Source organism: Flavobacterium anseongense, assembly GCF_021608185.1.
Lineage (GTDB): Bacteria > Bacteroidota > Bacteroidia > Flavobacteriales > Flavobacteriaceae > Flavobacterium > Flavobacterium anseongense.
Genome location: NZ_JAKIHN010000005.1, coordinates 221,102 through 247,355, shown reverse-complemented (window position 1 = coordinate 247,355; position 26,254 = coordinate 221,102). Strand labels below are relative to the sequence as shown.

General features: G+C 36.1%; 31 protein-coding genes. 15 read left to right on the top strand and 16 right to left on the bottom strand.

Features of this window, described 5'->3' with window-relative positions; all coding sequences use genetic code 11:
* Positions 1-86 precede the first annotated feature (86 nt).
* From L1S35_RS09275 to L1S35_RS09225, 11 genes are all read left to right on the top strand, one after another.
* The gene (locus L1S35_RS09275; protein WP_236399781.1) at positions 87-1,091 is read left to right on the top strand and encodes an AAA family ATPase; all 1,005 of its coding nucleotides are present in this window, start codon (positions 87-89) and stop codon (positions 1,089-1,091) included.
* Between the two features lie 86 nt (positions 1,092-1,177).
* Entirely contained in the window at positions 1,178-2,044 is an 867-nt protein-coding gene (locus tag L1S35_RS09270) for a DUF58 domain-containing protein (protein WP_236399778.1), read from the top strand.
* A 4-nt stretch (positions 2,045-2,048) separates the two neighbouring features.
* A complete protein-coding gene (locus L1S35_RS09265) occupies positions 2,049-3,680 on the top strand; it encodes a hypothetical protein (RefSeq protein ID WP_236399774.1) in 1,632 nt (543 codons plus the stop codon).
* Positions 3,677-4,678, top strand: a complete 1,002-nt coding sequence (locus tag L1S35_RS09260) for a vWA domain-containing protein (RefSeq protein WP_236399771.1) — start codon at positions 3,677-3,679, stop codon at positions 4,676-4,678. The genes L1S35_RS09265 and L1S35_RS09260 overlap by 4 nt, the downstream gene beginning before the upstream one ends.
* A 6-nt stretch (positions 4,679-4,684) precedes the next feature.
* Complete coding sequence (locus tag L1S35_RS09255) at positions 4,685-5,722, top strand: vWA domain-containing protein (protein ID WP_236399768.1); 1,038 nt, start codon at positions 4,685-4,687, stop codon at positions 5,720-5,722.
* Positions 5,723-6,484 (top strand): tetratricopeptide repeat protein, encoded by a 762-nt coding sequence (locus L1S35_RS09250; protein WP_236399765.1) that lies wholly within the window; start codon positions 5,723-5,725, stop codon positions 6,482-6,484.
* Between the two features lie 37 nt (positions 6,485-6,521).
* Positions 6,522-8,282: a BatD family protein gene (locus L1S35_RS09245; RefSeq protein WP_236399762.1), complete on the top strand. Its 1,761-nt coding sequence runs from the start codon at positions 6,522-6,524 to the stop codon at positions 8,280-8,282.
* Between the two features lie 8 nt (positions 8,283-8,290).
* On the top strand, positions 8,291-9,037 hold the full coding sequence (locus L1S35_RS09240; RefSeq protein WP_236399758.1) for a tetratricopeptide repeat protein: 747 nt from the start codon (positions 8,291-8,293) through the stop codon (positions 9,035-9,037).
* Positions 9,038-9,128: 91 nt separating this feature from the next.
* A complete protein-coding gene (locus L1S35_RS09235; protein WP_236399755.1) occupies positions 9,129-9,485 on the top strand; it encodes a hypothetical protein in 357 nt (118 codons plus the stop codon).
* Between the two features lie 109 nt (positions 9,486-9,594).
* The gene (locus L1S35_RS09230) at positions 9,595-10,614 is read left to right on the top strand and encodes a phenylalanine--tRNA ligase subunit alpha (RefSeq protein WP_236399752.1); all 1,020 of its coding nucleotides are present in this window, start codon (positions 9,595-9,597) and stop codon (positions 10,612-10,614) included.
* 76 nt (positions 10,615-10,690) lie between these two features.
* On the top strand, positions 10,691-11,098 hold the full coding sequence (locus tag L1S35_RS09225; RefSeq protein WP_236399750.1) for a hypothetical protein: 408 nt from the start codon (positions 10,691-10,693) through the stop codon (positions 11,096-11,098).
* Here L1S35_RS09225 and L1S35_RS09220 read toward each other — a convergent pair whose 3' ends face one another.
* The 7 genes from L1S35_RS09220 to L1S35_RS09190 form a co-directional block, all read right to left on the bottom strand.
* The gene (locus L1S35_RS09220) at positions 11,099-11,320 is read right to left on the bottom strand and encodes a hypothetical protein (protein ID WP_236399747.1); all 222 of its coding nucleotides are present in this window, start codon (positions 11,318-11,320) and stop codon (positions 11,099-11,101) included. It lies immediately after the preceding gene.
* Position 11,321: 1 nt separating this feature from the next.
* Positions 11,322-12,317 carry an NAD(P)H-dependent glycerol-3-phosphate dehydrogenase gene (locus tag L1S35_RS09215; RefSeq protein ID WP_236399744.1) on the bottom strand — a complete coding sequence of 332 codons (996 nt, stop codon included), beginning with the start codon at positions 12,315-12,317 and terminating at the stop codon, positions 11,322-11,324.
* Between the two features lie 62 nt (positions 12,318-12,379).
* Entirely contained in the window at positions 12,380-12,961 is a 582-nt protein-coding gene (gene nadD / locus L1S35_RS09210; RefSeq protein ID WP_236399741.1) for a nicotinate (nicotinamide) nucleotide adenylyltransferase, read from the bottom strand.
* A 72-nt stretch (positions 12,962-13,033) separates the two neighbouring features.
* Positions 13,034-13,603 carry a guanylate kinase gene (gene gmk / locus L1S35_RS09205; protein WP_236399738.1) on the bottom strand — a complete coding sequence of 190 codons (570 nt, stop codon included), beginning with the start codon at positions 13,601-13,603 and terminating at the stop codon, positions 13,034-13,036.
* A 17-nt stretch (positions 13,604-13,620) separates the two neighbouring features.
* Positions 13,621-14,481 (bottom strand): YicC/YloC family endoribonuclease, encoded by an 861-nt coding sequence (locus L1S35_RS09200; RefSeq protein ID WP_236399735.1) that lies wholly within the window; start codon positions 14,479-14,481, stop codon positions 13,621-13,623.
* A gap of 78 nt (positions 14,482-14,559) precedes the next feature.
* A complete protein-coding gene (locus L1S35_RS09195) occupies positions 14,560-15,453 on the bottom strand; it encodes a DMT family transporter (protein WP_236399732.1) in 894 nt (297 codons plus the stop codon).
* On the bottom strand, positions 15,450-15,803 hold the full coding sequence (locus tag L1S35_RS09190) for an arsenate reductase family protein (protein WP_236399729.1): 354 nt from the start codon (positions 15,801-15,803) through the stop codon (positions 15,450-15,452). The genes L1S35_RS09195 and L1S35_RS09190 overlap by 4 nt, the downstream gene beginning before the upstream one ends.
* Before the next feature lie 74 nt (positions 15,804-15,877).
* Here L1S35_RS09190 and L1S35_RS09185 point away from each other — a divergent pair, with 74 nt between their 5' ends.
* From L1S35_RS09185 to L1S35_RS09175, 3 genes are all read left to right on the top strand, one after another.
* Positions 15,878-16,333 carry a DinB family protein gene (locus L1S35_RS09185; protein ID WP_236399726.1) on the top strand — a complete coding sequence of 152 codons (456 nt, stop codon included), beginning with the start codon at positions 15,878-15,880 and terminating at the stop codon, positions 16,331-16,333.
* 131 nt (positions 16,334-16,464) lie between these two features.
* Positions 16,465-17,607 (top strand): cystathionine gamma-synthase, encoded by a 1,143-nt coding sequence (locus L1S35_RS09180; protein WP_236399723.1) that lies wholly within the window; start codon positions 16,465-16,467, stop codon positions 17,605-17,607.
* A 205-nt stretch (positions 17,608-17,812) separates the two neighbouring features.
* Positions 17,813-18,034 (top strand): hypothetical protein, encoded by a 222-nt coding sequence (locus L1S35_RS09175; protein ID WP_236399721.1) that lies wholly within the window; start codon positions 17,813-17,815, stop codon positions 18,032-18,034.
* Between the two features lie 73 nt (positions 18,035-18,107).
* On the opposite strand, the gene L1S35_RS09170 is transcribed toward L1S35_RS09175, so the two are convergent.
* The 6 genes from L1S35_RS09170 to L1S35_RS09145 all read right to left on the bottom strand — a co-directional run bounded on the left by L1S35_RS09170 (position 18,108) and on the right by L1S35_RS09145 (position 22,110).
* Positions 18,108-19,001 carry a DUF3078 domain-containing protein gene (locus L1S35_RS09170; RefSeq protein WP_236399718.1) on the bottom strand — a complete coding sequence of 298 codons (894 nt, stop codon included), beginning with the start codon at positions 18,999-19,001 and terminating at the stop codon, positions 18,108-18,110.
* A gap of 75 nt (positions 19,002-19,076) precedes the next feature.
* Positions 19,077-19,583, bottom strand: coding sequence for a DUF2480 family protein (locus L1S35_RS09165; protein ID WP_236399715.1), 507 nt, complete (start codon positions 19,581-19,583; stop codon positions 19,077-19,079).
* Positions 19,584-19,651: 68 nt separating this feature from the next.
* Entirely contained in the window at positions 19,652-19,975 is a 324-nt protein-coding gene (locus tag L1S35_RS09160; protein ID WP_131474777.1) for an SUF system Fe-S cluster assembly protein, read from the bottom strand.
* 50 nt (positions 19,976-20,025) lie between these two features.
* Positions 20,026-20,445, bottom strand: a complete 420-nt coding sequence (locus L1S35_RS09155; RefSeq protein WP_236399712.1) for a SufE family protein — start codon at positions 20,443-20,445, stop codon at positions 20,026-20,028.
* Positions 20,442-20,879, bottom strand: coding sequence for a hypothetical protein (locus L1S35_RS09150; RefSeq protein WP_236399709.1), 438 nt, complete (start codon positions 20,877-20,879; stop codon positions 20,442-20,444). The genes L1S35_RS09155 and L1S35_RS09150 overlap by 4 nt, the downstream gene beginning before the upstream one ends.
* A gap of 10 nt (positions 20,880-20,889) precedes the next feature.
* Positions 20,890-22,110, bottom strand: a complete 1,221-nt coding sequence (locus L1S35_RS09145; protein ID WP_236399706.1) for an aminotransferase class V-fold PLP-dependent enzyme — start codon at positions 22,108-22,110, stop codon at positions 20,890-20,892.
* A 102-nt stretch (positions 22,111-22,212) separates the two neighbouring features.
* Here L1S35_RS09145 and L1S35_RS09140 point away from each other — a divergent pair, with 102 nt between their 5' ends.
* Positions 22,213-23,553, top strand: a complete 1,341-nt coding sequence (locus L1S35_RS09140; protein WP_236399703.1) for a serine hydrolase domain-containing protein — start codon at positions 22,213-22,215, stop codon at positions 23,551-23,553.
* A gap of 137 nt (positions 23,554-23,690) precedes the next feature.
* Here the strand turns inward: L1S35_RS09140 and sufD are convergent, their stop codons facing one another.
* From sufD to L1S35_RS09125, 3 genes are all read right to left on the bottom strand, one after another.
* A complete protein-coding gene (gene sufD / locus L1S35_RS09135) occupies positions 23,691-25,007 on the bottom strand; it encodes a Fe-S cluster assembly protein SufD (protein WP_236399700.1) in 1,317 nt (438 codons plus the stop codon).
* A 73-nt stretch (positions 25,008-25,080) separates the two neighbouring features.
* Entirely contained in the window at positions 25,081-25,833 is a 753-nt protein-coding gene (gene sufC / locus L1S35_RS09130; protein ID WP_236399697.1) for a Fe-S cluster assembly ATPase SufC, read from the bottom strand.
* A gap of 69 nt (positions 25,834-25,902) precedes the next feature.
* Positions 25,903-26,250, bottom strand: coding sequence for a four helix bundle protein (locus L1S35_RS09125; protein ID WP_236399695.1), 348 nt, complete (start codon positions 26,248-26,250; stop codon positions 25,903-25,905).
* Between the last annotated feature and the right edge of the window lie 4 nt (positions 26,251-26,254).

The window sequence follows — 26,254 nt, the reverse complement described above, 5'->3', positions numbered from 1 at the left end:
ATTATTAACATCTGGTAAGGGATTAAATTTTCACTTTTGAAATGTTAAAATTATAACCGTCACACATTAGAATAAATAGAGTAACTATGGAAGAAAATGGTACCGCTTTAGACATTAGAGCAATTAATGAAAAAATTGAAAGAGAAAGTGCTTTTATTGACTTGTTGACTATGGAAATGAACAAAGTCATCGTTGGTCAAAAGCACATGGTAGAACGATTGTTAATTGGACTTTTAGGTCAGGGTCATATTCTGCTGGAAGGTGTTCCCGGTTTAGCAAAAACCTTAGCCATAAATACTTTATCACAAGCTGTTCACGGAAGTTTTAGCCGTATTCAGTTTACACCCGATTTGTTACCTGCTGATGTTATCGGAACGATGATTTACAACATCAAAGCCAATGAGTTTTCGATAAAAAAAGGGCCAATTTTCGCCAACTTCGTTTTAGCTGATGAGATTAACCGTGCGCCTGCAAAAGTGCAATCCGCTTTGCTTGAAGCGATGCAGGAAAAACAAGTGACTATTGGCGACACCACTTTCAAATTAGACAAACCGTTTTTAGTTTTAGCAACTCAAAATCCAATTGAACAGGAAGGAACATATCCTTTACCGGAAGCTCAAGTTGACCGTTTTATGCTAAAAACTGTTATCGATTATCCAAAAATTGATGAAGAAAGATTGGTTATCCGTCAGAATTTAAAAGGTTCTTATGAAAAAGTAAATCCGGTTGTTACTGTTGACCAAATCCTAAAAGCACAAGAAGCGGTTCGCGAAGTTTATATGGATGAAAAAATCGAAAAATATATTCTGGATATCATTTTCGCAACCCGTAATCCTGAAAAATACAAACTCGAAAGTTTAAAACCTCTCATTGGCTTTGGCGCTTCACCTCGTGGAAGTATCAACCTGGCGAATGCTGCCAAATGTTATGCGTTTATCAAACGTCGTGGTTATGTAATTCCCGAAGACGTTCGTGCCGTAGTTCACGATGTATTGCGTCACAGAATTGGCGTTACCTACGAAGCGGAAGCGGAAAACATCACTTCTGTTGACATAATCAACAAAATCGTAAACGAAATTGAAGTACCTTAATCAGTTATCCGTTCTCTGTTATCAGTTAGCTGTGAATTATTGCTAACGTACTGACAACCGACAACCGACAACCGACAACTGAAAAAATGGAAACTAAAGACTTACTCAAAAAAGTTCGTAAAATCGAAATCAAAACCCGAAGATTGAGTGATCATATCTTCTCGGGCGAATACCACACATCGTTTAAAGGCCGTGGTATGACCTTTTCAGAAGTACGTCAATACCAATTTGGCGATGATATTCGTGCGATTGATTGGAACGTGACCGCACGCTACAACGAACCTTATGTTAAAGTTTTTGAAGAAGAACGCGAATTGACCATGATGTTGATGGTTGATATTTCGGGTTCAGAAAGTTTTGGAACCAAAAACCAGTTAAAAAGTGAAATCGTAACCGAAATCGCCGCAACGATGGCTTTTTCGGCAACACAGAATAATGATAAAATCGGATTGATATTATTCACAGATCAAATCGAATTATACATTCCGCCAAAAAAAGGAAAATCTCACGTGTTGAGAATCATTCGTGAGCTAATCGAGTTCCAACCCAAAAGCAAAAAAACAGATTTATCGCAAGCCTTGAAATTCCTTTCATCAACGCAGAAAAAGAAAGCGATTGTCTTTGTGATTTCTGATTTTATGGTGGAAGACGATTATGAGAAAACCTTAAAGATTGCCGGAAAGAAACACGACATAACAGGTGTTCGTGTATACGATATCCGCGAAGCCAAAATGCCAAACATCGGAATGGTCGAAATGGAAGATGCCGAAACCGGAGAAATTTTAGTAGTGAATACAGGTTCAAAAAAAGCGCGTTTGAGTTATGAAAAACAATATCAGGACAAAGTAAATTACTTCAAGGATATCTTTTCAAAATGTGGTTCAGGAACAGTTAATACACGTGTGGACGAAAGTTACGTGACAAAATTATTGGGTTATTTTAAATCCAGATAAGAAAATGAAATTCAAATTATATATACTATTCTTTCTGTTATCAACTTCGCTTTTTGCCCAAAAGGTGACTACTTCTGTGGATGTTACCAAAAACAAAATCGGCGCCGAATTCAAGTTAACTTTAAAAACCGATGTTGATACGTTGTCAAAAGTAAAATTTCCGGAAGCCAAGAATTTTGGTGCTTTGGAAGTAATTCAGTCGTATAAAATTGACACGGTTAGGAATGGCGCTCGATATGAATTAATCAAAAAATATGGGTTAACCCAATTCGACAGCGGAAAATATACCATTCAAAGAATTCCGGTTTTGATTAACGGGAAACCTGTTTTTTCGGATAGCATCAAAGTAGAAGTTAACGATGTAAAAGTCGATACGCTAAAACAAAAGATGTACGACATCAAAGACATCGTTCAGGTTGAAAGTCCCTTAGGAACTTGGTGGATTTACCTTTTAATCTTATTAGCTATTGGAGTTGCCGGTTATTTCATTTATCAATTCATTAAAAAAAGACAAAACCAACCAAAAGCTGAAGTCATTGTTTTCAAATCGCCTATCGAAAAAGCAACCACTTTATTACAACAATTGGAAACTAAAGAGCTTTGGCAAAAAGGCGAAATCAAACATTATTATTCGGAACTGACAGACATTGCGCGTAATTATATAGAAGAAGAAATCAATATTCCGGCGATGGAAAGTACCACTTCCGAACTCATTGAAGGATTGCGAAGAGCCGCCAAACAAAAAAAACTAAAACTCTCAAACGAAACGGTAGAAAATCTGGAGAAAGTTTTAAAACAAGCCGATTTGGTAAAATTTGCCAAAGTAAAACCGCTTGATTATGAAATTGAAGAAGATAAAAAACGTATTTCAAGCTCTATCGTAATCATTCATAAATCGATACCGGAAGTTGTGGAAGACGATGATGAACTGGCATTATGGAATGAACAACAAAAAGAATTGGCACGTTTGCAAAAACTGAAAAAACAAAAACGCGTCCGAATTATTTCGACCATCGGAATTGTATTGGGAATGCTGTTGCTTTTTGTTTTAGGACTGATTTATTTCAAAGGATTTGATTATGTGAAAGACAATTTCCTTGGTCATCCAACCAAAGATTTAGTCGAAGGTCAATGGGTTTATAGCGAATACGGAAATCCGGGCGTAAAAGTGGAAACGCCAAAAGTATTGAAGCGAATTGATGCCACAAAAACACTTCCAAAAGATGCTATGGCGTTGATTAAGGAAATGCAGACTTTTGGTTACGGAAGCTTGTTGGAAGACTTTTACATTGCGGTTTCAACCGTAACTTACAAACAACAAACCCAAATGGATTTGGATAAAACAGCCGAAGGTTACCTGAAAATTATGGAAGCTCAAGGCGCTCAAAACATCATTGTAAAAACAGAAGACTTCGACACTCAAAAAGGAATTTCGGGCAAGAAAGCTTACGGAACAATGACTGTTTTAGATAAGATAAAAGGCAAGTCAACCAAAATGTATTATGAAGTATTGCTTTTTAGTCAAAATGGCGGTTTGCAGACTATTTTGGTAATGCATCGAGAAGATGATAAATACGGACAGCAAATTGCCGAAAGAATGTTAAACTCGGTTGAACTACAAACTGCACAACAATGAAAGAAGTAAGTTTTTTAAATCCTGAATTCTTCTGGTTGTTTTTATTGCTTCCGGTAGCAGTTTTGTGGCAAATCTGGAAAAGAAAACAGCAATCGGCAACCTTGAAAATAAGTTCTGTGAAAGGTTTCAAAGCACAAAAATCATTGTTGGCCAAACTAAAACCGTTCTTATTTGTATTGCGATTATTAGCGTTGAGTTCATTAATTATCGCAATGGCAAGACCACGAAAAGTGGATATCAGCAGCCAAACCAAATCGACCAAAGGAATTGATATTGTGATGGCAATTGACGTTTCCGGAAGTATGCTCGCCAAAGATTTAAAGCCAAACCGAATGGAAGCTCTGAAAAGAGTAGCCGAGAATTTCGTAGAAGGAAGACCAAATGACCGAATCGGAATTGTAGTTTATGCGTCAGAAGCCTATACGAAAACGCCGGTTACAAGTGATAAAGCGCTTATTCAGGAAGCTATTCAAAGTATCAAATACGACAATGTTTTGCAGGACGGAACCGGAATCGGGATGGGTTTAACCACGGCCGTAAACCGTTTGAAAGACAGTAAAGCCAAAAGCAAAGTAATCATTCTATTGACTGATGGTGTGAACAACGCCGGTTTTATCGAGCCAGAAACCGCCTCGCAAATTGCACGCGAGTACGGAATCAAAGTTTATACCATCGGAATCGGTACAAACGGAAATGCAATGTTCCCTTATGCTTATGCCCCAAATGGCGGCTTTTTATTCCGAATGATGCCTGTGGAGATTGATGTGAATTTGTTGCAGACAATTGCCAGAAATACTGGCGGGAAATATTTCAGAGCAAGTAGCAATAGCAAATTGGAATCGATTTATAAAGAAATCAACAAACTGGAAACCACCGAAATTCAAGAGCTGAAGTTTTATGATTATGATGAAAAATACAGGTTGTTTGTTTGGATTGCCGGAATTTTAGTTTTGATTGAATTTGGATTGCGAAATACAATTTATAGAAGTTTTATATAACGAATTATGTACGAGTTAGAAGAAAAATGGTATTTATACTTTTTGTTTGTCATTCCGGCGATGACATTGCTTTTCCTGTACATTCAATTCTGGAAAAGAAAAAAGCAACGCGAGTTTGGTGATTTGGATTTGATCAAAAAATTAAGCCCTGAAAAATCAGCTTTTAAACCAGCTTTGAAATTAGGTGTTATTTTATTGGCATTGACTTGTCTGATAATCGGATTGGTTAACCCAAAAATCGGAACCAAATTAGAAACCGTAAAACGAGAAGGAATCGATATCATTTTTGCAATAGATGTTTCTAAAAGTATGCTGGCAGAAGATGTAGTGCCAAGCCGTTTAGAAAAAAGTAAGCAATTGGTTTCACAGATTATCAATAATTTAGGCAGCGACCGAATTGGAATCATAGCCTATTCAGGAAGTGCGTTTCCTGTTTTACCGATTACTTCGGATTATAGTGTTGGCAAAATGTTTTTACAGACTATGAATCCGGGAATGATATCGGCGCAGGGAACATCTATTGACCAGGCTATTAATTTGGCCACAACATGGATTGATAAAAAAGACAAAACCAACAAGCTTCTAATCATCATTACCGATGGAGAAGATCATTCGAATGCTGCTACGGATGCTGCAGAAGAAGCCAAAAAAGTTGGATTAAAAATAATGACAATCGGTGTCGGAACCGAAAAAGGCGGAACCATTCCGTTAAAGAGAAATGGTGTTGTTGAAAGCTTTCAGCGCGACCAAAATGGAGAAGTGGTAATTACAAAAAGAAATGCAGAAGTTTTAAAAACAATTGCCAAAAGTGCCAGCGGCGGATATGTTGACGGAAATTCAACCAGAGAAGTTATAGATTATGTGAAACATGCGTTAGACAATATTCAAAAGACAGAATTCGAAAGCACACAAATGGCCGATTTCAAATCGCAGTTTCAATGGTTTTTAGGATTTGGATTTTTCTTATTGCTTTTGGATGTTTTCCTGTTGGAGAAAAAAACAAAATGGGTGAAAAAAATGAATTTATTTAATGAAAAGGAATAAATGAAAAAGTTGCTATTATATAGTTTGATTCTGATTTCCTTTTTGGCGAAAGCACAAGAGAAGGAAAATGATAAGGATTTGCCAAAAGGAAACGATTCTTTTGCCGAAAAAAAGTATGATGATGCTGAAGCCGAATACCGAATTTCGGAATCTAAAAATCCAAAAAAATCGATTGCTTCGTATAATTTAGGGAACGCAATTTACAGACAAAATCAATCTAGTGAAGCCAAATATCATTATGCAAAAGCATTAAAAACGGCCAAGACCAGAGCCGAAAAACATCAGGCGTTTCATAATATTGGAAATACGTTGATGAAAGACAAGGATTATGGAGGCGCTGTTGAAGCTTATAAAAATGCGTTGCGAAATAATCCGGCTGATGAAGAAACCCGTTATAATTATGCTTTAGCCAAAAAAATGCTAAAGGAAAATCCACCTAAGAAAGACGACAAAAAGGATAAGGATAAGAAAGACAAGAACAAAGATAAAAACAAGGACAAGGATAAAGACAAAGATAAAAAGGACGACAAGAAAGACGGAAAAGATAAAGACAAGGATAAAAAAGAAGGCGACAAGGATAAAGATAAGAAGGACAATAAAGATCAAAATCAAGGACAGCCAAAACCTCAGCCTGGCGGAATTTCGAAACAACGTTTAGAGAATTTATTGGATGCTGTAAACAATGAAGAGAAAAAAATTCAGGATAAAGTAAACAAGCAAAAAGTACGGGCCAATCCTAAAAAAGCAGAAAAAGATTGGTAAAATAAATTTGAAAATTAATCAATTTGAAAATTTGAAAATGAAAAAGATTTTAATTTTATTATTTATTACAAATTCACTTTTTGCTCAAGTACAATTTGAAGCAAAAGTGAGCAAGAATTCTTTGGGATTAAACGAACGACTTCGCGTTGATTTTACAATGAATGCTGATGGCGATAATTTTGTACCACCAAATTTTGAAGCTTGCGGTTTTAAAGTTGTCGGCGGACCAAGTCAATCGGTAAGTCAATCTTGGATTAACGGTAAAAGTTCGTTTAACAAATCGTATATTTTTATTTTACTGCCAACGCAAAAAGGGACACTAACGTTAAAACAAGCATCGGTTGAAATTAATGGTCAGATTTATAAATCATCACCCGTAAAAATCAACGTGACCAATGCCGTTGAAATTCCGAAAGATCCAAACGAAGCTCCGGCCATTAGTGCTGACGATAATTTGTACTTGGTTGCGGATATTTCAAAAACGAATCCATACCTGAATGAACCAATTACGGTTGTTTACAAACTGTATTTCAGTTACAACATCGGAATCACGAACTGGCGCGAGTTGAACAAGCCAAAATACAATGATTTTTGGAGCCAAAATATTGACATCAAACAATTGGTTGCACAAGACGGAATGTTTAAAGGCGAACGCTATCGTTATGTAGTGTTGCGAAAAACGGTATTATATCCACAAAAATCCGGAAAACTTGAAATTGAGCCACTTTCATTAGATATCGATTGTCAGGTTCCGACAAACAGACGGAATTTTTGGGGACAAGCTTTAATGACCGAAGACAGCAAAAGAGTTTCTGCCGGAAGCAAAGTCATCAACGTAAAAGCATTGCCGGAAAAAGGAAAACCGGAAGATTTTTCGGGTGCTGTTGGCCGAATGGATTTCAAAGTAAAGCCATCCAAAACGATTTTAAAAAACGGCGAATCTTTTGATTTAGATGTAAGTGTTGTTGGAACCGGAAACATAAAATTGTTCACGTTGCCAAAACCGGTTTTACCTTCTGCTTTAGAAATGTATGATCCTGTTCACGACGAAAATGTCTCGACACCATTAACCGGAATGACAGGTAGGATTTCTGATAAATACACTATAATTCCACAATACAAAGGCAATTACCAAATCAAGCCGATGCGTTTTACCTATTTTGATTTGGGTTCCAATAGTTACAAAACCATTACATCACAACCAATAACCATCAATGTTTTAGATGGTCCAAGTGTGGCAAGTTCTGGTAAAGCAAATCCAAATGATGTTGCCAAAACCAAATTTGAAGCTGCCAAATCGTTTGCTTACATCAAACAAAAAACAGCACTTCAACCGATGGAGAAAGATGATTTTCTGGGTTCTGGAATGTTTTATTCGTTGATTGCTTTGCCTTTTTTGGCAATTCCACTTTTAATTGTTGGCAAGCGAAGAAAAGAAGCTTCAGACAATGATGTTGTTGGAAACAAAATTAAAAAATCAAATGCTTTGGCGAAGAAATATTTGGGCGATGCCAAAAAACATTTGGGCAACAAAGAGCCATTTTATATTGCGCTCGAAAAAGCCCTGCACAATTTCCTAAAAGCCAAACTTAACATCGAAACTTCGGAAATGAGTAAAGACAAGATAACAGAACTTTTGCTTTCGCGAAAAGCAAATGCGGAAACAATTTCAGAATTTATCAAATTAACCGAAAACTGCGAATTGGCTCGATATGCCATGTCATCAGACTCGGCAATTCAAAACGATTATGACAAGGCTGTGGTGATTATTTCCGAACTCGAAAAGCAATTAAAATAATGTAGAAGATGAAAAAGATATTTTATTTATTGCTATTTGTTTTTCAAACTTTTTGGGCACAAACTGCTTTTGAACAAGGAAACAAATTCTACGAAAAAGAGAATTATGAAGCAGCAATCTCAAGTTATGAAAGCATTGTAAACTCCGGAAAACAATCGGCGGAATTGTATTTTAATTTGGGAAATTGCTATTACAAACTCCACAAAGTAGCACCGGCAATTTACAATTATGAAAAAGCTTTGTTGTTAAGTCCGAACGATACAGAAATAAAAACCAACTTAGAATTCGCCCGAAAAATGACGATTGATGATATTAAAGTCATTCCAAAAGTAGGCTTTAATAAATTGATTCAGGATTTCACAGCAAAATACTATTATGACACTTGGGCTTGGATTGCGGTAAGTTTTGCAATCCTGTTTTTATTGTTTTTTATTGGATATTATTTTTCTCAAACCTCGGTGTTGAAACGGGTTTTCTTTTTTGGAATGTTTCTGTGGTTGATCGGAATTGGCCTCAGTACGGCATCGGGATTTTATGAAAAAAACCGAAACGAAAACGAAAGACCGGCGATTGTTTTTGCTGAAAATGCGCCACTAAAAAGTGAACCGAAATCTAGTGGTCAGGATGCCGCCGTGCTTCACGAAGGAACTAAAGTTTACATCCTGGAAAGCATCGCCAACTGGAAAAAAGTTGAACTCACCGACGAAACTACAGGTTGGATTGAAGACAGCGCGATTAAGGAAATCAAGAATTAGCATATAGCTGTCAGCTTTTAGCCTTTAGCTTTGCTATCTTTGCATGATTTTGAACTCATAATTCAAAACTCATAACTTATAACTCAATAAAGTGTCAAGAGACGAACAATTAAAAAACCGCTGGGACAAAGTCGTGCAAATCCTTTCCAATCAGTTTGCTGAAGGCGATATTTTGGATTTGGATGCTATCATATACTTAATCGGTGTGCAGGAATTGGGGCAATTCAAACAAGCCTTCAAAAAAGATGAAAAAGTAAATCTGATGCACATTGCCATTTGCCGCTTACTTGAACCTTATGGTTTCTACGAATTTGATTTTGTGGATAAAGACGGTTGGCCACATTATAAAATCAAAGAGGAATTACCGCCATTAAAAGCCGGCGAACAATCGGTTTTGATGAAAGAAGCCATTGTGAATTATTTTCTGGAAAAAGAAGTAATTCAATAGGTTAAAAGTTTATTATGGTTATGAGGTTATATAATTATATAAACTTATAAACCTCATAAACTTTATAAACAGTAAAAAAATCTTAAATTTGCACCTTCAACGAAGAAAGATGATAGACAAGATTAAAGAACATATTGAAGAAGCTAAAGCTTTCAACACCAAAAACAAAGAAGCTTTAGAGCATTTCCGTATCAAATATTTGGGAAGTAAAGGCTTATTGAAAGAACTTTTTACCGAATTCAAAAACATCCCAAACGACCAGAAAAAAGACTTCGGGCAAGTAATTAATACGTTGAAAACTGTTGCCGAAGAAAAGGTAAAAGCCATACAGGAAGAATTAGAAAGCAAAGAAGAAGTAAAAGGCTTCTATGGCGATTTATCGCGTCCGGCTGAACCTGTTGTAATTGGTTCGCGTCATCCTATTTCATTGGTAAAAAATCAAATCATTGATATTTTCTCTACCATCGGATTCAATGTTTCTGAAGGTCCGGAAATTGAAGACGACTGGCATAATTTTACCGCTTTGAACTTACCGGAATACCATCCGGCTAGAGATATGCAGGATACTTTTTTCATCCAAACTAATCCTGACGTACTGTTGAGAACACACACTTCATCTGTTCAGGTGCGTTATATGGAAAACAACAAACCACCAATCCGTACGATTTCACCGGGAAGAGTTTTCAGAAATGAAGCAGTTTCCTCGCGTTCGCATTGTATTTTCCACCAGGTTGAAGGTTTGTATATTGACAAAGATGTTTCGTTTGCCGATTTAAAGCAAACACTTTTATATTTCACTAAAGAAATGTTTGGTAAAAGCAAAATTCGTTTGAGACCAAGCTATTTTCCGTTTACCGAGCCAAGTGCTGAGGTTGATATTTACTGGGGTTTAAAAACCGAAACTGATTACCGTATTACCAAAGGAACCGGTTGGCTAGAAATTATGGGCTGCGGAATGGTTGATCCAAACGTTTTGAAAAACTGCGGCATCAATCCAGATGAATACAATGGGTTTGCCTTTGGAATGGGAATTGAGCGTATCGCGATGCTGTTGTACCAAATTGGCGACATCAGAATGTTCTATGAAAACGATGTTCGTTTCTTAGAGCAGTTTAAGTCGAGTATATAATAAAAGTTAAAAGGGATTAGGGAAAAGGGATAAGTAAAACCTCTTATGCCTTATCCCTAGTCCCTTATTCCTTAAAATGAAAAAAGATATCGAAATACCACAAGTTGAAAACGTTTTCCTTGCTGCCGTTCAGGAATGGAGCGATGATTTTATGGAAAAGGTTTGGTATGTTTATCTAATCAACGATTCTGACTTCGATTTAGACAGCGTAATGGTCGTTTCTAAAGCTTTTGGCACATTGTATGGTGAAATGAAAAAAACGTCGCTCCTGCGTCATGCATTTATGAAGGTTCCGGCAGTATCGGTTGTAAAAATAGAAATGATTGAACAAAGCGTTCTGCAACTGAACAATGAGTTTATGGTAACTTACTTCATTGGAAGCACGCTATATGATAAAAAATTCACTTTCCGGGCACAATCCATAACTCCGGATTATGTGGAAGAAGTTCCGATTTTGTTTGTGGATGGTGTAATCGTGAGGTAATTATTTTTTATTTTCTTCCGCTTTTTTCTTTGCTTTCCAATTGAAATAACCCAAAATAAATGTCCCGGCCAAAAGATAAACCAAAGAACGGATATAAAAATTAGGGCTGGACAGTTGTACCTCCAAAGGCTTTTCCTTTAGCGTAAAAAGTATTGAGAATACTATCATTAAAACGCCCCAAAGACCTCCTATCTTGAGCTGGTATTTCCATCTTTCGTTCATGCTAATCTAATTTTTCAGTTAGTTTTTTAAATACTTTTTTGGCTTCTTTCCCTTCATACAAAATTTCATAAACGGCATCAATAATTGGCGTTTTCGCTTTGTATTCCTGGTTTAGTTTATAGGCACTTTTTACGGCATAATATCCTTCGGCAACCATTGACATTTCCATCATAGCCGATTTTACGGTGTAGCCTTTCCCAATCATGTTTCCGAACATTCTGTTTCTCGAAAACACTGAATAACCCGTAACCAATAAATCGCCCAGATAAGCTGAATCATTTATGTTTCGCTTCATCTTGTGCACTTTCTTGATGAATTTTTTCATCTCGCGAATGGAATTACTCATTATCACCGATTGAAAGTTATCACCATAACCCAAACCATGTGCAATTCCGGCTGCAATAGCGTAAATGTTTTTTAGCATCGCAGCATATTCTGTTCCAATGATGTCGTCTGAAATTTTGGTTTTAATATAATTTCCTGAAAGAATATTAGCAACAACTTTAGCTTTTTCAGAATCGCCGCAAGCAATAGTCAAATACGAAAGACGTTCCAAGGCAACTTCCTCGGCATGGCATGGTCCTGTAATTACACCAATGTTTTCAAAAGGAATATCATATTTTTTATTAAAATGTTCACCGACTATCAGAAACGTTTCAGGGACAATTCCTTTGATGGCAGAGAAAATCACTTTGTCCTTCAAACTCACGGTTAATTTTTCCAACTCGGCATTTAAGAACGCTGATGGAATAGCAAAAATGATATAATCTGCGTAAGCTACCGCTTCGTTTATATCTGAAGTTAGTCTGAGTTTTTTAATGTCAAACTCAACCGAGCTTAAATAATTTGGATTGTGTTTTTGGGTTTTTATGTGGTCAATTGCAGATTCATTTCGCATGTACCAGGCAATTTCGTCGAGATTGACACATAACATTTTTGCAATTGCGGTAGCCCAACTTCCGCCACCGATTACTGCAAATTTTGGAGATTTATTCATGTAAATAAACATTTATATCTATCAAAAATACTCATTTTAAAATGATATTTTCAGAAAAAAAACTACTTCTTATAAAACGCACTACTATCAATATATTCCCAAACTTTTTGAGGTAACATTGGCGCTACATTCTTTTTGTTTTTGATGCTTTGGCGAATAAATGTAGATGAGAGTTCAATAACCGGAGCACCAATGCGATGGATTTTATTGTGGTTTACAAACTGCTCATCAATCTCGCCCGAATTTAATCTTGGATACACATAAATGTGATGATTTTCCAAGATCACTTCGTAGTTTTTCCATTTGTGAAGCGAATTCAGATTGTCTTCGCCCATGATTAAGGCAAACTCATGTTTTGGATATTTTTCTTCCAAATGCGCCAGCGTATTTACGGTATAATTTGGCTGAGGTAATTTAAATTCGATATCCGAAGGTTTGATTTTGGTAAAATCTTCCGTGGCCAAAGTTACCATGTGCAAACGCTGGTAATCATCGAGCAAAGTAGTCTTTTGTTTGTGCGGATTATGTGGCGTCACCACCATCCAAATCTGATCCAAATCAGAATGTTCAGCCATATGATTCGCAATAATCATGTGCCCAATGTGGATTGGGTTGAATGTTCCGAAGTATAATCCTATTTTCATTTTTGAGGGATAAGAGACAGGGCATAAGGCATAAGAATTTTTACTTATCCCTTTTCCCTAATCCCTTTTAACTTATTTTATAAATTCTTTCACCAATTCGTAAGCTTCCTTTTTAGCAATATCCAAATCGTAATTCTTGATAATCTTATCAAACTGTGGTGCTGTTGCCAATTCTACATGAGCTTTTGCAATACGCATATTGATTTTATCTTCGCTTTCGGTAGAGCGTTCTTTTAAGCGCCTTTTTAGTTCATCAACACTTGGTGGTTTTACAAAAACGGCTAAAGTTTCCTGTGGAAATTTTGATTTAATTCGCAATCCGCCGGAGACATCAATATCAAAAATTACGTTTTTGCCTTTGGCCCAAATGCGTTCCACTTCGCTTTTTAACGTTCCGTAAAAGTTATCGCGATATACTTCTTCCCATTCAATAAAATCATCCGCTTTGATGTGCTTTTTGAAATCGGTAATCGACATGAAATAATAATCTTTTCCGTTTACTTCTTCACCTCGTCGTTCACGTGTTGCCGCTGAAATAGAAAACTCAAGATTCAGTTCGGGTTGTGCTAATAAATGTCTTACTATAGTGGTTTTTCCGGATCCTGATGGTGCTGAGAATACTAATAATTTTCCGTTGTTCATTTTTTTCTAGTGATTACTTATAAAACATTAAGCACCTGTTCTTTAATTTTCTCCAACTCGTCTTTCATCATTACAACGAGTTTCTGCATTTCGGTGTGATTAGATTTTGAACCCATAGTATTGATTTCTCTTCCCATTTCCTGAGTGATGAAACCCAGTTTTCTTCCGTTGGCTTCTGTTCCTGCTATGGTTTCGATGAAATAATTTAAGTGGTTTTCTAACCTTACTTTTTCTTCGGTGATATCATATTTTTCCAGATAAAAAATCAGTTCCTGTTCGAAACGATTTTCGTCTACGTTTTCTTTTAATTCGTCAAGTGCTGTACGTAAACGGGTTTTTACCGTTTCTACTCTTTCGGCATCATACGAAACTGCATTGTTCATCAACGTCATTATGTTGGCAATGCGGTGCAGAAATTCTTTTTCCAGTGAAACGCCTTCATCTTTTCTGAATTGTGTAATATTTTCGAGCGCTTCGTCAATTACGGTTTGGATTTTTTTCCAATCGTCTTCATCTATTTCGTCACGTTCTGTTTTTAAGGCATCGGGCATTCTCACTGCCATTTTCATCAATTCGGTTTCATCTGCATTCGGAATTACCGCTTTCATTTGGTTGATATAACCTCTGACAATTGGCACGTTAATTTTTGACGACGTTTCTTCGCCGGTTATTTCAACATACAAGGAGAAATCTATTTTCCCGCGTTCTAATCGAGACGAAAGCTGGTTGCGTAAACCCAATTCCATTTCACGGAAAACAGAAGGCATTCTAGTATTTAAATCTAAACCTTTGGAGTTTAGCGATTTGATTTCTACGGTAATTTTTTTGGTCGGTAATTGCAAAGTTGCTTTCCCAAAACCAGTCATTGATTGTATCATTGGTGTATTTTAATAGACTTCAAATATAATTAAAAGTTTGCAGTCGCAGTCGCAGTTTTCAGTTTTATCTGAGACTGTTTACTGAGGCTGTGACTTGCCTTTTTGCGTTACCAGATAAACGCCGATAAATATCAAAACTGCCGAGACTATTTTAACTAATGTCAACTCATCTTTTCCTAAACCGATAGCAAAAATAGTCGCAAAAAGCGGTTGTAAATAAATAAAAACAGCAACCGTTGTTGGTTTCAATTCGCGCATCGAAACCAAATTAAACAAGTAAGTGAAGAATGTTGTAAAGACAACTACAAAACCTATTTCCCAAAGAATCGTTGTTGGAATAGTTGCCCATTGAATTTCCTTATATTCGCACCAACCAAAAGGCAAAACCATCAACAGACCAAAGGTGTAAACCCATTTTACAAATGTAAACGCATTGTATTTATCCATCAGTTTTTTGACTACTATCAAATAAAAAGCATAGGAAGCCGCATTGATAAAAACCAGTAAATTTCCAAGCGAAGCATTGGTTGCATTGCCAATTGATTTTCCATACAGAATTAAAAATCCGGTGCCGAAAAGTCCGAGCAAAATTCCAATAATCTTTCGGAGTTTTACTTTTTCTTTCATAATAATCGCCGAAAGAATTAAGACAATTATTGGTGTTGTAACCATAATTACCGCTGCCGAAATTGGTGATGTATAATTCAATCCCTTGAAGAAAGTCAGCATATTTAAACCCACACCAAAAAAAGCTGCAGCAATTATTCGTGGAAAATCCTGAAGTTGTATTTTCTCTTTTGGACCAAGGAAAGTAATTGCCCAAAACAAAATTGTCGCTCCTAAAACACGAAGTATAATAAACCCGTATGGTTTAACGTAGGTTGGCATTACATCTTTGGCAATCGTAAACGAAACACCGTAAATTAGTGAAACCAATAATGCGGCAATTAAAGCCCAGGAACGCTTACTCATTTGGATAAATACTCGATTGCCTGTTGTACCACTTTTGGGCTGTTGCCCACAAATATTTTGTCATCGGCAATAATCACCGGTCGCGATAAAAAAGTGTAGTGTTCCAAAATGTAACGTCTAAAATCAGCTTCGGAAAGCTGCTCGTCTTTCAATCCCATTTCCTTGTACAGCGTGGCTCTTTTGCTGAAAAGCGCTTCATAACTTCCGGCCAATTTTTGCATTTCTTCCAGTTGTTTTACAGTCATCGGCTCTGCTTTAATGTCCTGTAGTTGGAAGGTTTCTATTTTTGGTAATGATTTTAAAATGCGTTGACATGTACTACAGGTTTTCAGATGATATATTTTTCGCATGGGAGAAGAATTAAAATGTATCGCAAAAATACATGGTTATCCGTTTCCAAATTAGTAATTTTATCAAAAAAATTATGGATGCAACATTCAAAATTTGGGAAACCAACAGAAAACATTATCTCAAGCTAATCGAAAGCTATTCATTAGATCAATTGAACAAAATTCCGGAAGGTTTTAGTAACAATCTGGCTTGGAATTTAGGCCATATAATCGTCGCACAACAAGGTTTGGTATATCGTCTTTCAGGATTACCAACTTATATTTCTGACGAAATGAACAATACGTATAAAAATGGTTCCAAACCAACCGGAAAAACTACACAAGCTGAAATTGACGAACTAAAAGTGCTTCTTTTTTCACTTATCGAAAAGACAAAAGAAGATTATGCCAACGGCAAATTTGTTACTTATAATGAATATACAACCGGCACCGGATTTCATTTGGCATCGACCATGGAAGCTATGAATTTTAATAATTATCACGAAGCTTTACACATGGGCTTCATGATGAATATCCGAAAATTTATTTAGGAGCATTTTCCGGCTATCCATTACAATCTTTTTACCTTGGGTAAAAAGGATTTTCATTTCTATCCGGGCTATTAAAAAACAAAAAATTACCTTTGTGCCTCTACTTAAAAAAACAAAATATTTTTATTCAAATGAAATTTAATACCAAAGTCATACATGGTGGACAACACCATGAAGAAGTTACCGGAGCTGTAATGCCGCCGGTATTTCAAACCTCAACATACGCTCAGACTTCACCGGGAAAACCTGTTGGTGATTACGAATATTCAAGAGCTGCAAACCCAACGCGACAAGCATTAGAAGATGCTTTGGCTTCGATAGAAAACGGTGCTCGTGGTTTAGCATTCTCATCTGGATTGGCAGCAACCGATTGTTTATTAAGATTGTTCAAAGCTGGTGATGAAATCATCGCGATGGATGATTTATATGGTGGAACTTATAGAATGTTTACGCGCATTTACAAAGACAGTGGACTCAAATTCCACTTTGTGGATATGAATGATATGGCGAAATTCCAATCTTTAATCAATGAAAACACGAAGTTGGTTTGGGTAGAAACGCCAACCAATCCGTTGATGAAATTGGCCGATATTCAGGAAATTGCAAAAATCACTAAAGCAAAAAATATTCTTTTTGCTGTTGACAATACATTTGCCACACCTTATTTACAAAAACCTTTGGATTTAGGTGCTGATATTGTAATGCATTCGGCTACCAAATATCTTGGCGGACATTCTGATGTGATTGCCGGAGCTTTGATTATAAAAGATAAAGAGTTGGGTGATGAATTGCATTTCAAACAATTCGCGACTGGAGCAACACTCGGACCAATGGATAGTTTCCTTGTTTTGCGCGGCATCAAAACATTGCATTTACGTGTTCAAAGACATTGCGAAAATGGTGAAAAAGTAGCCGCTTTTTTAAGCAATCATCCCGAAGTGGAAACGGTTTATTATCCGGGATTGCCTAATCATCCGTTTCATGATATTGCCAAAAAACAAATGAGTGGTTTTGGTGGAATGGTTTCATTCACTTTCAAATCAGGTAAAAAAGAAGATGCTGTTGCATTTCTCGAAAAACTAAAAGTATTTACTCTTGCCGAATCGCTTGGTGGCGTTGAGAGTTTGGCAAATCATCCGGCTTTGATGACACACGCTTCGATTCCGGAAGACAAACGAAAAGAAATTGGAATCACAGATGATTTAGTTCGATTAAGTACAGGCGTTGAAGATATTGATGACTTATTAGCTGATATCGAACAAGCCTTCAGATAAAGTAGATTTTAAAGATTTAAAAAGCCAGATAGGAATCCCATCTGGCTTTTTTTTGTAAATTCTAGTGAAAAGAAAGAAAAAAATTTATAAGAAAAATTATATTTTTATCTATAATTTATGTATTTCATCGATTATTATGATTGTTTTAACGTTTTTTTGATTTTATTTAAATAGGTTTATCCTGTTTAATCAAAAATCTAACCTTATGAAAACAATTGCCCCAAAAGATGCTTTCAAACTGTTCTTGGTTTTGCTTATACTATTTAGTGCAAAAGCTATTTCTCACCCAAGACTTCCTAACGAACCAAGTTCTAGTGATTGCAAATCGAAAATTGGTTTTGCAAAAAAAGAAACAAATACACCAACATCTTCCAGTACTTGTTCTACTCTGAAATCAAAGAACAATAGCATTCGCTTTAAGAAATAATATTGGTATTAGTAAATAAAAGAGCCGATTCATTGAGTTGAATCGGCTCTTTTTCATGCTATGTGTTTTACAATCAGAATCCATAATTCACGCCAACTCCGATAATTTCTCTGGTTTGAAATCCCGGAAACGCGTTGTCATCATAAATCGTTTGGAAAGAAAAATTAGTGGATAAGTATTTATTGACTTTCATCACAATATTCAGTGTATAATCAATATCTACATTTTGTCCGTCTTCTAGATAATTGGTATATAAATTCAGGATATTTTCAGCCGTTACATTTTCCATCATGTTGAATTTATAATAACCGTTAAGCGCAGCTCCAAACTCATAACGGGAACTTTCGCCTTGAAGCACACCAAAGGCCGGTCCTAATTCTGTAAAATGTTTGTGAACCAAAATTACTTTGGATGTTGCAGGCGCGATGTTAATTTTCAAATTGTCGCTTTTTTTCCACATCATACCCGGTCCAAATTGAAAATATGCCGGTGAAAAGAAATGTGATATTTTAATCGAATTATCAGCAGGATCAAACCCCGAGTCAAATTGTGTTTTGAAGTTAAAGAATGCTGAGTAATACCATTCGCCGGAAGCTTTTTTCCCAAGAAGCGAATTGAATTCCATTCGGTCATCCGTTTTTTGAAGATCTTGTCCTTGCAGTTTGGTCAAGCCGTAGTTGGCGAAAGCTTTGTTGTCCCACGTCCAGGTATCACTTTTATAATTGAAATCGTATTTAACTCCGGCATTACCCGAAATACTGCTTTGTCCACCAGCTAACCAATTATTGAAATTGGCTTGATTAAGTAAAAAAGTAAACATCCCTTTTTTAGCCCAGCCATTAGGTTTTTCTTCCTGGATTTTAGCAACCGTTTCTTCCGTTTTCTTTAGCAATTCTTTTTCACTAACTTGAGAAAAGGTATGCTGCATTGCGAAAATCATTGCAAACATTAGTAAAATTTTTTTCATTTTCTTTGGATTTAAAAATTTCGGTGCAAAGGTACTAATACATCTTTATAATCCAAGTCTTATGAAAAAAGCAAATTACTTTCCTTTCTTAAATAATGGCACTGCGGAACAGGCTTCGCCATACATGATGCTTTTGGCAAATGGTTGTAGTTTTTGAATCGCCATTATGTAAGCGCTTTCGGGAACAGGTTTTTTGGAACAACCTTTTAAAATAACCGGTTTATCTTGGTATTTTGTGTAATCTAATGTCGGTAGAATTTCCTGGTAAAGTGCGATTTCTAAATCGGAAAGTTTTCCCATAACCACTTTTTTGGCAAAAGGAGCGAGATAAACGGTAACCAAAATACTTGCCCAGGCCGGAATTATAGCATCTGTCGAACAATCTATAGCGACATACTGATTTTCATATTGTTTCCAATCGTGATTTTTCAGCGCTTCGCGAAAGTCTTTTTCTTTCAACAAAAAACCTTCGAAAAGCCATTGTGAAATATCGATTTGTGTACGAATTCCGTTTGGATAATAATCTTCTAAATCGAAAACTTCGAGTGCTGAATTGGCTACTTTGTTAATTATCTCATCCATATATTCTGTTATCAGTCACTGTTTGCAGTCGCAGTAATCTGAAAACTGAGACTGAGACTGAATACTATTTATAACATCCCTAGTTCTAACTTAGCTTCTTCGCTCATTAAATCTTTGCTCCATGGCGGATCAAAAGTAATTTCTACTTCGCATGATTTAACGGTGTCTATTTTGGTGATTTTTTCTTCTACTTCACGAGGCAACGTTTCTGCCACAGGGCAATTTGGTGAAGTGAGGGTCATCAAAACTTTTACTTCATTATCTTCATTAATCATTACATCGTAGATTAATCCCAATTCGTAAATATCAACAGGAATTTCGGGATCGTAAATGCCTTTTAGCACTTTTACTACATTTTCTCCCAGATTGATATCGTCTTTAAATTCTTCCATTTTATGCTGAATTTAGTTCAGCATCTCTGCTGAAGTTTTGTTATTGTATTCTAATTTTTTGCATTGAATGCCAATGCATACATTTTTATTTTTTTAATCATCGAAACCAAACCGTTTGCTCGTGTTGGTGATAAGTGTTCTTTTAGCCCAATTTCGTCTATAAAATCGGTATTGGCTTCCAGAATATCGACTGCTTTCTGATTGGAAAAAGCCCGAATCAAAATGGCGATTATTCCTTTAGTCAGAATCGCATCGCTATCGGCAGTAAAAACTACTTTGTCTCCAATTTGCTCTGCATGAACCCAAACTTTCGACTGACAGCCTTTGATAATATTATCTTCGGTTTTGTATTGTTCATCAATCAGCGGTAATGATTTCCCTAAATCGATGATGTATTCGTAGCGTTGCATCCAATCGTCAAACATTGAAAACTCGTCAACGATTTCGTCTTGTATTTCTTGTATTGTCATTCTTTTTCTTTGGCTAATGAAACTATTTTGTTAACTAACTTTTGAATTTCCACAGGTGGAAATCCGTGGTCAAACTCATTTGTTTCATAGTTTTTATCTTGATAACGTATTTTTAAATTGGCAATCGCAGCACCATCATAAAATCTTTTTTGAGTTGGGTCTTTTAAAGTTGGCACTTTTTTCAAATCAATCTTTTCAAAATAGCCAATGATTTCTTTCCAGTCTTTATCCGAAATGGTGATTTCTTCAGGAGATTCTACACCTTCTCTATCTCTTGAAATTGTTGCCTTTTGATTGATAACAACGATTTTTTGAAAAAAACCTCTTGTGTTTGCCGTGTACTCTAATGTGGCATTGGCAATGTCATTTTGGGCTTCGTTGCTGCAGCTTTTTCCGAGGAAAAGTGTCAAAAAAATCATGGTTATTGCTTTCATTTTTTATGCTTTAGGACAACATCATTTGAGCCTTTTTCAATGCTTCAATCATCAAATCTATTTCTTCTTTGGTATTATAAAAAGCAAAACTTGCTCTTATCGTTCCGGGAATTTTATAAAAATCCATAATTGGCTGTGCGCAATGATGTCCGGTTCGTACTGCAATGCCCAGTTTATCGATAATCGTGCCAACATCATACGGATGAATTCCTTTGAAATTAAACGAAATTACGGATGCTTTTTTATTCAAATCTTTTGTACCATAAATTTCAATGCCTTCTAATTCCAATAATTTCTTTGTTGCATATTCCAATAATTCTCTTTCATAAGCGGCAATGTTATCATAACCAACTGCATTCATGTAATCGATGGCTGTTCCGAAGGCAATTCCGCCACAAATATTTGGTGTTCCTGCTTCGAACTTATGAGGCAAATCGGCATAAGTTGTTTTTTCAAAAGTTACTGTGGCAATCATTTCGCCTCCGCCTTTGTATGGTTGCAATTTTCGCAGCCATGCTTCTTTTCCGTACAACATTCCAACGCCGGTTGGACCGCACATTTTGTGAGCCGAAGTTACATAAAAATCTACATCCAATTTTTGAACATCCGGTTTTAAATGTGGACAAGCCTGTGCGCCATCAATCAAAACTGCTGCTCCAACCTGATTTGCTTTTTCGATTATAAATTCAATTGGATTGATTGTGCCTAATCCGTTTGAAATGTGATTGCAAACTACCAATTTGGTTTTATCTGAAAGCAATTTCTCGTATTCATCCATCAACAATTCGCCATCATAATTCATCGGAATAACCAATAATTTTGCGCCTGTATGTTCGCACAACATTTGCCAAGGCACAATATTGCTGTGATGCTCCAAAGCCGAAACAATGACTTCATCATCTTTTTTTAGCAAGGCTGCAAAACCATTGGCAATTAAATTTATGCCTTCGGTTGTACCCGAAGTAAAGATGATTTCATAATCATGCTTGGCATTAAAATGCTGCTGAATCTTATGTCGGGCTTGCTCATAAGCATCGGTCGCTAATTGACTCAACGTATGAACACCACGGTGAATGTTGGCATTGTAGCGCGAATAATAATCTACGATAGCATCAATTACAACTTGCGGTTTTTGCGAAGTTGCTCCATTGTCGAAATAAACAAGTGGTTTGCCATTTACCTTTTGATTTAGTATTGGGAAATCCGCTCTGATTTTTTGTATGTCTAACATTTCTTTATTTAGAAAAATTCTAAATACAAAAGTAGAGAATTAAGCGCTTTTGACCACTATATTTTTTTACTTTTACTTATCTGCGTATAATTCTAATTTATAATGAAAAAATTCCTCAAAGTTTTTGCTGCTTTATTGCTTATTCTTCTTGTTTATTTACGTATTGAAATTTATCCGCAACTCGATTTGATTTCGGGATTTTCAGCTAAAAGTGTGGCTTCCGGACATTTTATTGATGGAAGGAGTTTGTTAACTATTGAACAAGGCGACAATGATATTGATAAGATAGATTGGGCAACTAATAAAATTGATGACGACCAATATTCTGTCACTTCAGCTGTTTATGGATTGAAAAAAAGAAAAGCAATTTACCGTCAGGGTTTGGGTGCGACTTTAATTAATGATGATTTTGATGTTACAAAGCCATATGAAGTTCCGAAAAGAACTAAATTGAATACTAATCATCCTTTTCCTTATGGGAATCTGGAGCCAAAAGATACTGTTTTTGACGATATAGATTACGCCAAATTAAATGCAGCTGTTAGTAATGCTTTTGATAAAAAAGGCGAAAAAAAGAAACGAACACGTTCGGTTGTTGTTTTATACAAAGGAAAATTAATTGCTGAAAAATATTCAGACGGATTCAACAAAAACTCTAAAATTCTGGGTTGGTCAATGACTAAAAGTTTGACAGCTACTTATTTTGGCATTCTTCAAAAACAAGGTAAATTAGACATTATGAAACCTGCGCCAATTGATGAATGGAAAAACGACAAGCGTTCCAAAATCACTATTAATGATTTGCTTCATATGAATTCGGGTTTGGAATGGGAAGAAGATTATAATAAGATTTCAGATGTGACAAAAATGCTGTTTCAGGCGGAAGACATGACTAAATCGCAAGTGGAAAAACCAGCCAAATTCGAACCAAATACACATTGGAATTACTCTTCGGGAACGACAAATTTATTGTCCGGAATCTTGCGGAAACAATTCAAAACGCATCAGGAATATTTAGATTTTTGGTATTCGTCTTTGATTGATAAAATCGGAATGAGTTCAGCACTAGTTGAAACCGATATGGTCGGAAATTTTGTCGGTTCTTCTTACGGTTGGGCAACAACAAGAGATTGGGCGAAATTTGGTTTGTTATATTTACATAAAGGAAACTGGAATGGCGAACAGCTTTTTGATGAAAGCTGGGCGAAATATGTTGCAACACCAACCAACACTTCAAACGGAAGATATGGTGCGCAGTTTTGGCTAAACGCTGGCGGTTATTTCCCGGATGTTCCAAAAGATATGTTTTACTGCAGCGGTTACCAAGGGCAAATGGTGGCGATTTTTCCATCACAGGATTTGGTGATTGTCCGATTGGGTTTAAGCGAGGAATTTGATTTTAACGGGTTTTTGAGAGATGTGATTGCGAGTTTGGAGAATTAATTATGATCCGAAAGCCAACTATCATAGCCCCGATTGTAATGAAAATAAAAAATGCTTCCCTATCAGGAAGCATTTTTTATTGTAGTGAAAAGCGGGAACATGGAATCCAAGAATGCCCGAACCATTCGCTCCTATTTTTATAAATCAAACCCTAAACTCACGCCAAGTTTTGTTGCGATGATTTTAGTAATTCGTTGTTTAAGTTCCGGGATTTTGATGCTTTCGATAACTTCGTTTGAAAAAGCATACATCAATAAAGCTTTGGCTTCTTTCTTCGGAATTCCGCGTTGCTGCATATAGAACATCGCATTTTCGTCTAATTGACCAATTGTGCAACCGTGAGAACATTTTACATCATCGGCAAAAATTTCCAATTGCGGTTTTGCATTGATTGTTGCTTTATCGCCTAATAAAATGTTATTATTTTGTTGAAATGCATCTGTTTTCTGAGCTTCTTTTTCTACAAAAATCTTTCCGTTGAAAACTCCGGTTGAGCTGTCAGCCAAAATGGTTTTATAGTTCTGATGGCTTTCGCAGTTTGGCGTTGCGTGATTTACCAAAGTGTAATGATCGACGTGTTGCTTATCGCCAATAATGGTAATTCCCTTTAAAGTAGAATCGATTCTTTCCCCAAAATGATAGAAATTCAGATTGTTTCTTGTGATGTTTCCGCCGAAAGAGAAGGTGTGCACCGAAACGCGGCTTTCCTGCTTTTGAGAAATATACGTGTTATCAATCAGGTTTGCCGACTGCAAATCGTTTTGGATTTTATAGTAATCTACAATCGCTCTTTTCTGTGCAAAAATCTCGGTAACCGAATTGGTCAATACCGGATTTTCGTTTAACGATTGATGTCTTTCGATAATTTGAACGTGCGCATTTTCACCAACAATTACCAAATTTCTTGGCTGAACCATCAAAGCACTTTCTATTCCGGTTGAGAAATAAATGATTTCGATTGGTTTTTCCACAACTTTGCTTTTCGGAATGTTGATGTATGCTCCTTCATTAGCGAAAGCCGTGTTTAAAGTTGTAAGGCTTTCGTCTTTGCTGGCAATTTTATTGAAATATTCATCTATTACCATTTTATATTTTGGTTTGTTCAATGCCGATGACATTAAGCAAACATCCAAACCGTCGTGAGTTGTTGCCGACAAAAAAGAACTGAATTTTCCATCTACAAAAATCACTTTGTGCGTGTCGATTTCATGCAGGAAGTACTTCTTTACGTCTTTAAATTCTACTGCATTCTCGTGCTTTGGGAAAACCGAATAATCATTTTTTAAAATGGCGCTCAGCGATGTATATTTCCAGGCTTCCTCTTTTTTGGTTGGGAAACCTTTATTTTCAAAGTTTTTTATAGCCAAAGTCCGGACATCGTGCAACTCATTGTGCACATCGATGCTTTCTTCGAACGCCATAAAAGAAGATATAAGTTTGTCTTTTAATTCCATGTTTTTTGTTGTCGGTTGTCAGTTGTCAATTGTCAGTTATTATATTTAACAGAGAACTGAAAACAGAGAGCTTTTATACTTCTAATTCCGCTTTAATCCAATCGTATCCTTTTTCCTCTAATTCGTAAGCCAGTTCTTTTCCGCCTGATTTTACGATTTTTCCATCCATTAGAACGTGAACAAAATCAGGAACTATATAATCCAAAAGTCTTTGGTAATGTGTAATTACAACCACTGCGTTGTCTTTGCTTTTTAGTTTATTTACACCATTGGCAACAATTCGCAATGCATCAATATCCAAACCTGAATCGGTTTCGTCAAGGATTGCCAGTTTTGGTTGCAGCATAGCCATTTGAAAAATCTCATTACGTTTCTTTTCACCACCTGAAAAACCTTCGTTTAACGAACGCGACAAGAACTTACGGTCGATTTCTAATAATTCTGATTTTTCGCGGATTAGTTTTAGCATTTCATTTGCCGGCATTTCTTCAATTCCGTTGGCTTTACGACTTTCATTGATAGCTGTTTTCATGAAGTTCGTTACCGAAACTCCAGGAATTTCTACAGGATATTGAAACGAAAGAAAAACACCTTTGTGCGCTCTTTCTTCCGGAGCCAATTCTGAAATATCTTCACCTTCCAAAAGAATTTCTCCTTCTGAAACTTCGTAATTTTCATTTCCGGCAATGATGGAAGCCAACGTACTTTTTCCGGCACCGTTTGGTCCCATAATCGCGTGAACTTCACCAGCATTAACGGTTAGGTTGATTCCTTTTAAAATATCTTTGTCTTCAACTGAAGCGTGTAAATTTTTTATCTGTAACATAGTTAATTTGGAAATTTGAAAATTTGGAAATTTGAAAATGAACTCTCAAATTATCCTCTGTTTTTCAAATTACTTTTGTTTTGATGTTATTATTATTTTGTTGACTATTCTTGAAATATTATTTATTTGTTCAATTAATTCATCTACGTTTGGATAGCTTTCTGAAAACTTACATAGTTCCAACCAATAGATTGTTTCTTCAATTTCTTTAGCTGAGATTTTAAATTTATGTATAAAATCTGTCTTACTTTCTGCATTTTGAGCTTCTCTGATATTGGCTCCAATCGATGTCCCCGATTTTAGAAGTTGATTAGCAATTACATATTTTTTATCTTCTTGCAATCCTTCACAATATTTGACAATGTCTAAAGCAAACTGAAACGTTAGTTTAATAATTACATTGTCTTTGGCTTCCATTTTC